Genomic DNA, 12137 nt, shown 5'->3' with positions numbered 1-12137 from the left:
AGTTAGCCTTCTAGTAAGGCAAAAATTTCATCCCGTCCCACATTTTCACTGTTCTTACCTTCAGCGATTGCCCTAGCCATCGCCACATCCTCCATTACCGCATAAATCAACTCAGCTAACATATCGCGCTCCTGCGTAAACATTTCCCGCAGCAACTCCTTGAGCAAAGGTCGTAAATCTTGAGCTTCGAGCATAGCGATCACCTACATATTGAACGTTGTAATATCTGCCTTGCCGCCACTCTGAACCACAATACCAATTTTTTCGGCTAACTTATTAGGATTCTGAGATTTTGACTGACTCAGTTGTGCTTGCAAAGTCTCAACCTTAGCCGCTAGTTCTTGATTGCTGGATAAAAGCGATCGCACCTGATCCAATAACTTTGTCACTTCAGGATCATCCGCGATCGCCTCCACATCGATTACCGCTTGTCCCGCATCAAAATTCTCCCCCGCACTAATCGCTTTTACTGTCTGCGTATTGGGAGCTTTACGACTGAGAACTGACCAAAGAGATCGCGCCAATTTCACCGTCTCATCGGTAATATTTTCACCAACCTTAGTTAATGAGCCTGTTCCTACAATTACTAACAACCCCACAAGCAGAGAAACTGGTTCCATATTTACACCAATCATTTACCAATATTTTGATTTTATCTCAGCTATAGGAAATCTAAGGAATTGGGCGATCACTTACGCATTACTACTAGAAACTAAAGCGATCGCTTGATTGATAATTGCTTCGCGATCGACCATTGCGCCCAACTCATCTGCCTCATATCTACCCTCAAAAACCTCAACCGCAGCAGCATCTAGGGCAATCTCATAGGCTTCTTCTATGGTCTCGCGTAGTTCTGAAGGTTCACAATAATTTTCTTTAGACTTACGTCGTTGATTAGTACGCTGAATTTCTCGCACCGAGTTTTTAATTGAAAGATCCCATGATCGCGTGGTGCGATTTTCGGCACGTTGTTTAATCAAATGGAGCAGCAGGATTTTGGCAAAGCTATAAATCTTATTCAGCTTGTCATCCTTGCTCATCTCCGTCATCTCCTCCACCAACAGCAACGCATCAGAGATGTTGCCACCTACCAGCAATTCCCTCAGTTCTAATAACTCTTCCATAACTATTCTCCAGCTGCACCGACCCAGATTTAGTTTGCTTGATTTTTAAAACCTGTATTGCTAGGCACTACATCAATTACGCCCTAGAATTCACAAACTTTAGAATTACCTGAATTTTGAAAGCGCGGTATTGCCGAGCCTTCAAAAATTTCTCTGGGTTTCAACTCAGCATAAAACCCTTTAGTTATCCGTAATAGTCGTAATTTCCCAACTTGAGTACAAGCCATAATAACATTATATTTTGAAGACAAGATTCACTCAGCCAACAATGACCCTACAAACAGACATTGACACCGCCGCCGCACAGCTCAAGGGCAAAACTCCTCAAGAAGTCCTCACATGGGCACTCGGCAACTACAAAAATATCTCCCTCGCATCTAGCTTCGGAGCCGAAGATGTCACCTTGATTGACATGATCGCCAAAATCAAGCCCGATGCCCATGTCTTCACCCTCGATACAGGTCGCCTCAATAGCGAAACCTATGACGTAATCGCCAAAGTCCAACAAAAATATCCACAATTGCAACTTCGCATCATGTTCCCTCAAGCGGAAGCAGTGGAGCAAATGGTAAGCGCTAAGGGCATTAATCTGTTTTATGACAGTGTGGAAAATCGCAAGCAATGTTGTTATATCCGCAAGGTAGAACCCCTTGGTCGTGCCACCCAAGGTCTAGATGCTTGGATTACAGGGCTACGTCGTGACCAAACTGCGAACCGTTCCACAATGGAAACCGTTGAACTAGATGGCGATCGCAATATTGCCAAAATCAATCCATTGATCGATTGGACAAATGAACAGGTTTGGGACTACATTCGCGCCAATGATGTTCCCTACAACGCCCTCCACGATCAGAACTTCCCAAGTATTGGCTGTGCGCCCTGTACCAGAGCCATTCAAGCAGGTGAAGATCTACGTGCTGGTCGTTGGTGGTGGGAAATGAGCAATCAAGAATGTGGATTGCACGTTACCAGTGACGGTCGCCTAGTTCGCGCCAAGGATGTTTAAACAATAAAGGCTCGCTAAGCGAGCCTTTATTGTGGATTTGATTAGGAATTATTGGTAATAATGAACAGAACTACAGGTCTAGAATATGGCGATTGGGAATTTAGAGGATGGCGATCGCATTATGGCGTAAGGCGATCGCAGAATGCCGATGCTAACAAGCCCCCAATTCTCTTAATTCATGGATTTGGGGCAGCGATGGATCAATGGCGCGATAACATTCCCGCTCTCGCGGCAGAGCATACCGTCTATGCCATTGACCTATTGGGATTTGGCGCATCCGAGAAACCACCGACTGACTATTCTATCTATTTGTGGGTAGAGCAGGTGTTGAGCTTTTGGCAAAAATTTGTAGGCGTACCCATGATCATTATTGGTAACTCAATTGGCGCTCTCGTCGCCGCAATTGCCGCCAGTCATCATCCCGAAATCGCCGCAGGAGTCGTCACTATCAGTCTGCCTGATATCGAAGCTTTTAAAGCCTTAGTTCCGAAATGGCTACAGCCCTTAGAACGTGCAGTCAAAGCGATCGTTAATGCCATTTTCGTAAAACCACTCTTTTATCTATTCCGTCAACCTTGTATGATTCGCTTCGTGTTAAAAGGAATTGTCTATTGCGATCGCGATCGCGTTGATGATCAGCTAGTAGAAATTATTGCCAAACCAGCACGCGATCGCCAAGCTGCCGAAGCCTTTGTGCGCCTCAATCGCAGTCTCAATCAGCCCAATTATTCACCAAGCCTGACGCAAGCCCTTTCACAGTTACAGGTTCCATTATTGATTTTGTGGGGAAGTCGCGATCGCCTCATCCCTCCATCCGAAGGTAAACGCTTAGTCCAATATGCTCCCAATGCCTCTCTAGTTTATTTAGAAAATGCAGGACATTGCGCCCATGATGACAAGCCTGAGCGCGTCAACCATGAAATCTTAACTTGGCTGGCTTGAGCAACTAAGTAGCTCAAACCCAGATTTTTGTGTCGCCCACTACGCAGGCGGCACAAAAATTGCTAAATAAATTCACCAACAAGAAATATTTGTTGCATACTGGGGAAGAATACACCGAGAAGAGATAGCTAAGTATATATGCTGGCAACTTTTTAGAGGATCACAGGTCTTTGAGACAATCCGAGACATGACTACAGACCTAAAAATACTGCTCAGGGTTTATTTGTATGATTCAAATCGTCATATCTCAAACATCTCAGACTATTGATAAGCTATGGCAAAGATTACTTAGTATTCCCTCAGATATTGCACTATTTATTAGTAATTTAGAAATTATTGAGCAAAAGCTTCTTTATCCTCGCTATCAACAATTTCAGCAAGAGTATCAAGTGTTGCTCAGTAGTCTGACTCCTGATGAAGTCAAAATTGTCCAAGAATTAGAGCAGTATGGAGTCGCAGTTACACATCTCAATGATTTAGCAATTCCCCTGAGCGATCGCTTTTTGCTTGCGGCAAAAAAAATATCCCAAGAACTAAGGGACAATGCTAAGCTTCCCCTCTACATGGGCAAACATACGCTGACGGCAAGCGCAGAGCAGATCATGCGTTATCCCGAATTGTTTTTGTGGGGCGCAGATGCCAAACTTTTACGCATAATTGAAAACTATCTCAAGCTACCCGTTGCCTATGATGGACTGTCCTACTACTACAGTCCTGCTGATAGTAGAGAAGCGGGCCCCCGTAAATGGCATCGGGACAAAGAAGACTGGCAAATGATCAAAATTGGCATCTATATCAACTATGTTGATGAGGATGGAGGACCTTTTGAGTGTGTCACGCCAGCCGCCAATGAAGTCATCAATAGGGCTTTAAACTCTCAATCAATCCAGAAGTACAAAACCGCCTATCAGCATGAACTTGAGGCAATCTTGCCCGAACATATGCGGCATAACTGGCGTAAAACCTGTATTGGCAAAGCGGGAACAGTAATTTTTGTAGATACGGCTAAGTATTACCATCGGGGTAAACCACCGACTAAAGCTGACCGCTCAGCGATCTTTTTTGGTTATTGCAGTCGCCAACCCAGACATCCATTTTTTTGCGGACGATCGCCATTGTCTCAAACACAACTACGATATATGGCAAGCCTATTACCCGCAGAAGTTAGGGATTGCGTGACTTGGCGCGATCACTTAAAGGGTCTGGGTAAATGGATTCCTAAAAACCGCTTGAAGGTCTAACCCCAACGGAATACTGCTGAACCCCAACTTAAGCCTGCTCCAAAACCTGCGATCGCAATTAAATGATCTTTTTGAATTTTGTCTGCTTTTACCCATTCATCCAGCGCGATCGGAATTGAAGCCGCCGAGGTATTGCCATATTTGCCCATATTGCTCACCGCCTTAGCAGGATCAATCCCAAAACGATTGACGACCGCATCGATAATGCGCTGATTAGCTTGGTGCATAATCAACCAGTCAAGATCATTAACTTCCAAGCTGGCATAGTGCAACGACTTTTCGATTACCTCTGGCACGCGCCGCACCGCAAAACGATAAACCTCTTGCCCATTCATCGTAATCGGATGAAAGGTATTGCGTCCTAAATAATTGATATTTAAGAACTCGTTACCTTTACCATCGCTCCGCATCTCAAAGCCCAATAGATTGTTCTGGGGATGCTCTGGGCTACTAGCTTGCAAAACTAGCGCTCCTGCCCCATCACCAAACAAAATACAAGTCCGCCGATCTTGCCAATCGACCCAACGCGAGAGGACATCTGCCCCAATCAGCAAAACGTTTTTGTAAACACCTGTACGAATATATTGGGACGCAGTAACTAGGCCAAACACAAATCCTGAACAGGCTGCCACAAGATCGAAAGCCACAGCCCTCTCTGCCCCTAGAATTTTTTGTACTCGTCCTGCTGTACCAAATAGATCGTCAGAGGTAGAGGTAGATAAAATAATCAGATCAATATCTTCGGGCTGCAAACCTGCGGTTGCGATCGCCTGTTGGGCAGCTTTAGCCGCTAAGTTAGCTACTGAATCATTCTCACCATCGGCAATATGACGCTCTCTAATACCTGTGCGCGAGGAGATCCACTCGTCATTGGTATCTACCATCTGGGCAAGGTCTTGATTGGTCAATACGCGATCGGGAACGGCGGAACCGCTACCAATAAAACGTACTCCAAGGAGAGAAGATTCAGTATTAGTCATGGGCTGTATTTGATCTGGATAAATAAAAAGCTATATTGCTGCCGCCTCGCGACAACAATATGAGTATTAAGTGGGCGGATCGTCGGGGGTATCATCCGCAGGAACCGCTACTTTGGGCTTAATTTGACCACGGATGCGCTCTAGGACTTCGTTATCTACTGCATCCTTAGCTACACGGATGGCATTGCGAATGCTAACAGCGTTAGAACTACCGTGACCAATTACACAGACACCTGCAACACCCAGCAATAAAGCACCACCATACTCGTCGGCATCAATGCGTTCTTTGACCTTCTTGAGATTAGGTTTTAAGAGTAATGCCCCAAGTTTGCCGCGCCAGCCTTTGGGCAATTCTTCCTTGAGGATTTGCATGACGGCATTACCGACACCCTCAGCAAATTTGAGGACGATATTACCCGCAAAGCCATCACAAACAATGACATCAAACTGACCTTTCAGAATGTCCCGACCTTCGGCATTGCCAGCAAATAAAATTTGCTGATTATCCTGCAAGGACTGGTGCACGCGAATCGCTAGCTCATTACCTTTACAGGCTTCTTCACCAATATTTAGCAACCCGACCTTAGGCTCTTGAATACCGATCGCATATTTACTGTAAAGCGAACCCATGATTGCAAATTGTTCTAAAAATTTGGGGCGACAATCAACGTTTGCCCCAACATCAAGTAGCAATACAGGCTTATGGGGAACCTGTGTGGGAAATAATGCGCCGATCGCAGGTCGATCTACACCTGGTAAACGACCCAATCGGAGCAGGGCGGCTGCCATTGCTGCACCAGAATGTCCAGCCGAAACCACAGCATCTGCTTGCTTGCGCTTGACTAAATTCATGGCAACGGCGATCGAGGAGTTGGGCTTGCGGCGTAGCCCTTCGAGGGGTTCGTCATCCATTTCGATAATGCCTTCCGATGGCACGATCTCTAGGCGATCGCTTTCCTTATAGTTATGTTGCTTGAGGTAGTTCGCGAGAATATCGCGATCGCCAACCAGCGCTATATCTACACCTAATTGAGTCTGAGCTAATATTGCTCCTTCAACCACTTCGCGTGGGGCAAAGTCCCCACCCATCGCATCTACTGCAATTCTCACGTTTTGCGATCCTGTCTGCGTTTTATAACTAAAACTGTAAAGAATTTTATTAAACCTTACAAAAATTTTAACAGTTTGAGTAACTTAACCTATCAGGATTGCTCAAAATATTTGAAATCAAATGCGTGAACACAAAAAGATCAGCATTGTTAGATTATTTAATCGTTGGTTTAAGTTTCTATTAGTCTCCGCGATCTCCTTGATCATAATTTTGGTAGGATGTCAATCTAATTCTGCCCTTCCCTCCAGCAATAAGGGGGCAATCTCCTTAGACAAGACCAAAGCAACATCAGCTACCTCCAGCGCTCTTACCGCAGATTTAGGTTTCCGTCCAGCCGCCAATGGGTTCAGTTTTGAGAATTACGGCAAGGATAGTAGCATTAAAAATCTCTCACCTGTAGAAATGCAACGGATGTTTGGGAATCAAGTTTGTGCTACCAGTGGGGAAAATTGTATCCTGACACCTCCCGCCCAGCAATGGATGGAAGAAGTCAATAAATCCATGAATGGTGGACATTGCGAAGGAATGGCGGCTCTCAGTATGATTCTCTATGCTGATAAAGACAAGGTAAGTGGATTTGGGAATACCCCAGATCTAGCCTTACAGGGGAATGAGAAGTTACAGCGCGAAATTGCCTACTGGTTTGCCACTCAGTATGCTCAACCAACGGCAAAAAGCGAAATCAAAGACAAAACCCCTTCAGAATTGCTAGATATCCTTTTATCTACGATGAAACTGAATGCTCGTATTGATGAAACCTATACAATGGGGATTTACCAAGCTGGTTTTAAAGGTGGTCATGCAATTACCCCGTATGGAGTGGAAGATTTAGGCGATGGCAAATATACGGTGCTGGTCTATGACAATAACTATCCCAAAATAGAGAGAAAACTCGAAATTGATCGCAATGCGAATACTTGGAAATATAATGCTTCCACTAATCCTGATGAGCCTGAATCAACTTATATTGGTGACGCTGAGACCAAAACCCTCACTTTAACCCCCACTCCACCCCGTTACGAACGTCAAGCCTGTAGTTTCTGCGATCAAGAAGATCAATCCAAGGAAACTGCTGCTGATAAGACATCAGCCACTAAGGGCAATGCGATCGCAACAGAGGCATTCAATCAAATTTTTCTTGAAGGTGATGCCGATCTCCTGATTACCAATGGCAATCAAAAAATTGGCTATGAGAATGGGAAATTTGTAAATAACTTTTCTGGAGCAACGTTTATTCCGATCAGGAGCAGTGATCTCTGGAAAGATGATGAAGAGCCGCTCTACAATATTCCCGTGGGTGTTCCCTTCACAATTAACTTACAAGGCAACAGTAAAAGTAATGAGAAAGAGCTAACGGATGTAGCCATGATTGGACCTGGTTATGATCTTGGCTTAGAAGGTATTAAGGTGTTAGAAGGTCAAAGAGACACGATCAAATTTGATACCAGTGGTCGCAGCTTATCTTATAAACCTAGCAATCCTGAAGCTCCTAATATTTTGTTTGGTCTATCCACAAAGAATGATGACTACGAGTTTGAACTAGATGGCGTAGAAATTGATGCTAGTGGCACAATCAGCGCAAATTTGGATACTCTTAAAGGCCGTCTCGGCATCAAGATTAGCGACAGTGGCAAGGAAGCCAAATTCAATTTAATGATTGGGAGGATTGACGACAAGACTGAGCAGAAATTTGAAGGAGAAGATTTAACTCTAGTTTCAGGGGATACATTGTACTTGGATTATGCTAAGTGGACGGGAAATGGAGCTAAGTTAACGATCGAGCTTGATAAGGGCAGTGATGGTACGATCGACGATACCACCACCCTTGAAGATAAAAAGAAGTAAAAATTTCATCTAACAAAGAGAATGGCGGCGCAAAGCGCCGCCATTCTCTTTGTTAGGATACTGGGCGGCGATCGCTATAACTACCCCGATTTGTTAGATTGCCTACTGCGACAACACCAAGGCTACAAGTCCTGATATGATCGTCAAGCAGAATCATCGTTAACAGATTAACGAAATTCTAGCGAATATCCCTAGCGAACATCAGCGAATACCTCCAGCAATATGCGTCTATCTCAAATGCTCTGGGTCACTCTGCGTGAAGATCCCGCCGAAGCAGAACTCACAAGTCACAAACTATTACTCCGTGCGGGCTACATCAGGCGCGTAGGTTCAGGCTTGTATGTATACTTGCCGCTCATGTGGCGCGTTTTGCAAAAGATTTCTGCGATCGTCCGCGAAGAGATGAACGACACAGGGGCGCAGGAATGCCTATTGACACAACTGCAACCTGCGGAACTATGGCAAGAGTCAGGACGCTGGGATACTTACACTAAAGCCGAAGGGATCATGTTTGCCCTCACCGATCGCGCTAATCGTGAAGTCGGTTTGGGCCCTACCCACGAAGAAATTATTACCGCGATCGCTAGAGATACGATTCGTTCATACCGTCAATTGCCACAGCATTTATATCAAATCCAAACTAAGTTCCGCGATGAGATTCGTCCTCGCTTTGGGCTAATGCGTGGGCGCGAGTTCATCATGAAGGATGGCTACTCCTTCCATGAAAATGAAGAAAGCCTCAAAGAGACCTACTACGAAATGGATCGCGCCTATCGGAAGATGTTCGATCGCTGTGGTTTAAAATTCAGGGCAGTAGAGGCAGACTCAGGCGCGATCGGTGGTTCGGGTTCACAGGAATTTATGGTACTAGCGGAAGCTGGTGAAGATGATATTCTCTTTACCGAAGATAGCAGCTACGCCGCCAACGTCGAGAAAGCGATATCACTTCCCCCTGATGCGATTCCTTCCCATTTCGATAAATTTGAAAAGGTGCATACGCCCAAGGCAGGCACGATCGAGACGGTCTGCAAGATGCTGAAATGCGATGCCACCCAAGTCGTGAAACAGGTGCTTTATCAAGTCATCTATGACAATGGCACAACGGTATTAGTGTTAGTCAGCATTCGTGGCGATCGCGATGTCAATGAAGTGAAGCTACAGAATGAACTGACTAAACTTGCTGATAGTTACGGTGGCAAAACGATTATCAATCTCCAAGTTGCCGATGCGGAGTCGCAACAAAAATGGGCACATTCCAAACTTCCCGTTGGCTTTATTGCGCCAGATTTAGCAGATACCTATATTGATCAAGTCAAAGGCTTTGCGCCAAAATTCTTGCGTTTAGTCGATCTCACTGCGGCGGATTTGCAAAACTTTGTCACAGGTGCAAACGAAGCCGATTATCACGTTGTCGGGGCAAATTGGGGCAAGGAGTTCCCATTACCACCTGTTGTAAATCTTGATAAGGCAAAAGCAGGCGATCGCGCCGTTCATGATCCTTCGCAAATCTTGCAAACCGCCAGAGGTATTGAAGTTGGACATATCTTCCAATTGGGAACCAAATACTCGCAAGCGATGAAGGCGACCTTCACTAATGAGCAAGGCGAAGAACTGCCTTTAGTCATGGGTTGCTATGGTTTAGGTGTCTCGCGCCTCGCTCAAGCTGCCGTCGAGCAGTCCTACGACAAGGATGGCATCATCTGGAATAAAGCGATCGCGCCCTACCATGTAATCGTCACCGTACCGAATGTGGGCGATGCAAAGCAAATGGATGTTGGCGAAAGGCTCTATACTGCCCTCGATGCCGCAGGTGTAGAAGTATTGCTCGATGATCGCGACGAACGCGCTGGTGTCAAGTTTAAGGATGCCGATCTTGTTGGTATTCCCTATCGGGTGGTCACAGGTAAAGCGATCGCTGAGGGCAAAGTAGAAATCGTCAATCGGGCTACAAAGGTGGCAACGTTGGTAGAAATTGAATCAGTTGTCGAATACTTACAAAACGAACTCAAATAAAATATAGGAATACAAGAGTTGCTTAGGACACAAACCCCAAAATACAAGTTGCAGCACTTCGCGCCGCAACTTGTGTAGAAAGAAACGGCGCGATGCGCCGTTTCTTTTTTAGACTAGCAATTGGTACTTCACTTGTGCCAATCGATAAAGTGGTCGCCAAACCAAGCGATTGGTAGTAACAACTAGCAATGACATGACAATAGTAGAAGCTAATAGAAGTGGAAAATCACCAATATCCGAAGCTTGGGTAATAGTTGAACCTAGCCCTGTCGCTGTCAGTACCTTACCCTGAAATTTAATATATTCTCCTGCAATACTTGCGTTCCAAGCACCACCAACTGCGGTAATAATGCCCGTTACCAAATAGGGAAAAATTCCAGGCAAAATCAATGTCCGCCAACGCTCTAGCGGCGAAAGCTTGTAAACTCTAGCTGCTTCAAAAAGCTCCGATGGAATTGCTTGTGCTCCTGCAATCACATTAAAGAGAATGTACCACATACTTCCTAAGGTCATGAGAATGACCGCACCAATATCTAGTCCTCCACCAATATTTGCCAATCCTAATAATAGAATTGGGAATAAAGCTGTAGCAGGAACAGAAGCAGCAATTTGCACAATTGGTTGGAGTATTTGTGCTAGTTTCGGACTGCGCCCAATTGTTACGCCAATGGGTACTGTGATTAGCAGAGACAAAATGAGAACAACTAAAACCCGAATCGAAGTAAACAATGCACCTGTAAGTACCTGTTGCCAAGAACTCAGTGGCATCTGTCCAAGTAATAAAGCCGCTTCTAAGGTTCCGCCTAAAACAATAAACCCAACTAGCCCGATCAAGATCCAATTGAGCCAATTAATCCATTTATAGTTTTTATGGGTTTGGAGAGGAGCAAAATCGGCTTTAGTCCGAAAGACATGATTGACAGATTCTGATAGAGGTGAAAATAGGCGATCGCCTATAATTCGCATCGTAGGCGATCGCCTTAAAAAGTCTAATACTCGTGATTCAGGTACTTGAGTTGCTTCTACAGTCTCATGTTTAAACTTCTCCGCCCAAGCAATCATTGGTCGCCAAACAAAATAATCAATAATTGTAATGATGCTGATTAAAACAATAATTCCCCAGAGAATAGCGACATTATCTCCTTGGTCTGCGGCTGCCTTCAGAAATGAGCCTAAACCCGGAAGCGTAAAGTTACGATTAGAAAGGGTAAACGATTCCGTTTGCATTAAAAAGAACCATCCTCCTGCCACTGACATCACACTATTCCATACCAAGCCCACTACTCCCGATGGTAGCTCCACAGTCCAGAACCTTTGCCATGCACTGAGGCGATAGACTTGACTAGCTTCGATCAATTCCTTAGGAATGCTACTCAGAGATTGATAAAAGCTGAAGGTCATATTCCAAGTCATCCCTGTAAAAATCAGCAAAATCGAAGCTAATTCAATGCCTAATCTTTGTCCAGGGAATAAACCTACTAGGGCTAACACCACCGCGGGTAAAAAGGAGAGAACGGGAATTGACTGAAGAATATCCAATAAAGGAATGAGAATCTTTGACCATGTGCTGGAACGATAGGCGACATAAGCATAGACTAGACTGAATAATAGTGATAGTCCATAGGCAGCAAGCATTCTTACCAGAGTTTGCAAGGCATAGTTTGGTAAAAGACTAAGGGATAAATTAATTACATATTCACTATCGTAAGTACCTGCGAATTTACTAGCAGTCTGAACAATGATAAAGATGAGAGAGACGATCGCTAAAGGCAATAATACATCGCCAATACTCCATCTAGTACGAAACTCGGACTTGGGATCGATAGTGGGCTGAAACATAAGCAATCCATACTAAAAAACAAATTACATGGGAGT

At 44.7% G+C, this 12137-nt stretch carries 11 protein-coding genes; 5 read left to right on the top strand and 6 right to left on the bottom strand.

The annotated features are described in order from the left end of the window. Nucleotides 1–2: 2 nt before the first annotated feature. The 3 genes from NMG48_RS10820 to NMG48_RS10810 form a co-directional block, all read right to left on the bottom strand. Nucleotides 3–194 (bottom strand): hypothetical protein, encoded by a 192-nt coding sequence (locus NMG48_RS10820; protein ID WP_271251579.1) that lies wholly within the window; start codon nt 192–194, stop codon nt 3–5. Between the two features lie 9 nt (nt 195–203). Further along, complete coding sequence (locus tag NMG48_RS10815) at nt 204–620, bottom strand: hypothetical protein (protein WP_271251578.1); 417 nt, start codon at nt 618–620, stop codon at nt 204–206. Between the two features lie 72 nt (nt 621–692). After that, nucleotides 693–1124: a DUF29 family protein gene (locus NMG48_RS10810; RefSeq protein ID WP_271251577.1), complete on the bottom strand. Its 432-nt coding sequence runs from the start codon at nt 1122–1124 to the stop codon at nt 693–695. Nucleotides 1125–1392: 268 nt separating this feature from the next. On the opposite strand from NMG48_RS10810, the gene NMG48_RS10805 reads away from it, so the two are divergent. The 3 genes from NMG48_RS10805 to NMG48_RS10795 all read left to right on the top strand — a co-directional run bounded on the left by NMG48_RS10805 (nt 1393) and on the right by NMG48_RS10795 (nt 4313). Continuing rightward, nucleotides 1393–2130 (top strand): phosphoadenylyl-sulfate reductase, encoded by a 738-nt coding sequence (locus tag NMG48_RS10805; RefSeq protein ID WP_271251576.1) that lies wholly within the window; start codon nt 1393–1395, stop codon nt 2128–2130. A gap of 60 nt (nt 2131–2190) precedes the next feature. After that, nucleotides 2191–3072: an alpha/beta fold hydrolase gene (locus NMG48_RS10800; protein ID WP_271251575.1), complete on the top strand. Its 882-nt coding sequence runs from the start codon at nt 2191–2193 to the stop codon at nt 3070–3072. A gap of 227 nt (nt 3073–3299) precedes the next feature. Then, complete coding sequence (locus NMG48_RS10795; RefSeq protein WP_271251574.1) at nt 3300–4313, top strand: hypothetical protein; 1014 nt, start codon at nt 3300–3302, stop codon at nt 4311–4313. On the opposite strand, the gene NMG48_RS10790 is transcribed toward NMG48_RS10795, so the two are convergent. Together NMG48_RS10790 and plsX are read right to left on the bottom strand one after the other, a co-directional pair. Beyond that, the gene (locus NMG48_RS10790; protein ID WP_271255223.1) at nt 4310–5293 is read right to left on the bottom strand and encodes a beta-ketoacyl-ACP synthase III; all 984 of its coding nucleotides are present in this window, start codon (nt 5291–5293) and stop codon (nt 4310–4312) included. The genes NMG48_RS10795 and NMG48_RS10790 overlap by 4 nt on opposite strands. Nucleotides 5294–5359: 66 nt before the next feature. Beyond that, complete coding sequence (gene plsX / locus NMG48_RS10785) at nt 5360–6403, bottom strand: phosphate acyltransferase PlsX (protein ID WP_126384908.1); 1044 nt, start codon at nt 6401–6403, stop codon at nt 5360–5362. A 121-nt stretch (nt 6404–6524) separates the two neighbouring features. Between plsX and NMG48_RS10780 the strand changes: the two genes are divergently transcribed. Both NMG48_RS10780 and NMG48_RS10775 read left to right on the top strand, forming a co-directional pair. Further along, on the top strand, nt 6525–8249 hold the full coding sequence (locus tag NMG48_RS10780) for a hypothetical protein (RefSeq protein WP_271255222.1): 1725 nt from the start codon (nt 6525–6527) through the stop codon (nt 8247–8249). A 222-nt stretch (nt 8250–8471) separates the two neighbouring features. Next, nucleotides 8472–10262 carry a proline--tRNA ligase gene (locus tag NMG48_RS10775; protein WP_271255221.1) on the top strand — a complete coding sequence of 597 codons (1791 nt, stop codon included), beginning with the start codon at nt 8472–8474 and terminating at the stop codon, nt 10260–10262. A gap of 108 nt (nt 10263–10370) precedes the next feature. On the opposite strand, the gene NMG48_RS10770 is transcribed toward NMG48_RS10775, so the two are convergent. Continuing rightward, nucleotides 10371–12101: an ABC transporter permease gene (locus NMG48_RS10770; RefSeq protein WP_271255220.1), complete on the bottom strand. Its 1731-nt coding sequence runs from the start codon at nt 12099–12101 to the stop codon at nt 10371–10373. Between the last annotated feature and the right edge of the window lie 36 nt (nt 12102–12137).

Origin of the sequence: Pseudanabaena sp. Chao 1811 (assembly GCF_027942295.1) — a bacterium.
Taxonomy (GTDB): domain Bacteria; phylum Cyanobacteriota; class Cyanobacteriia; order Pseudanabaenales; family Pseudanabaenaceae; genus Pseudanabaena.
Note: the sequence above shows the minus strand (reverse complement) of the source record. Positions and strands in the feature narration are given on the sequence as shown.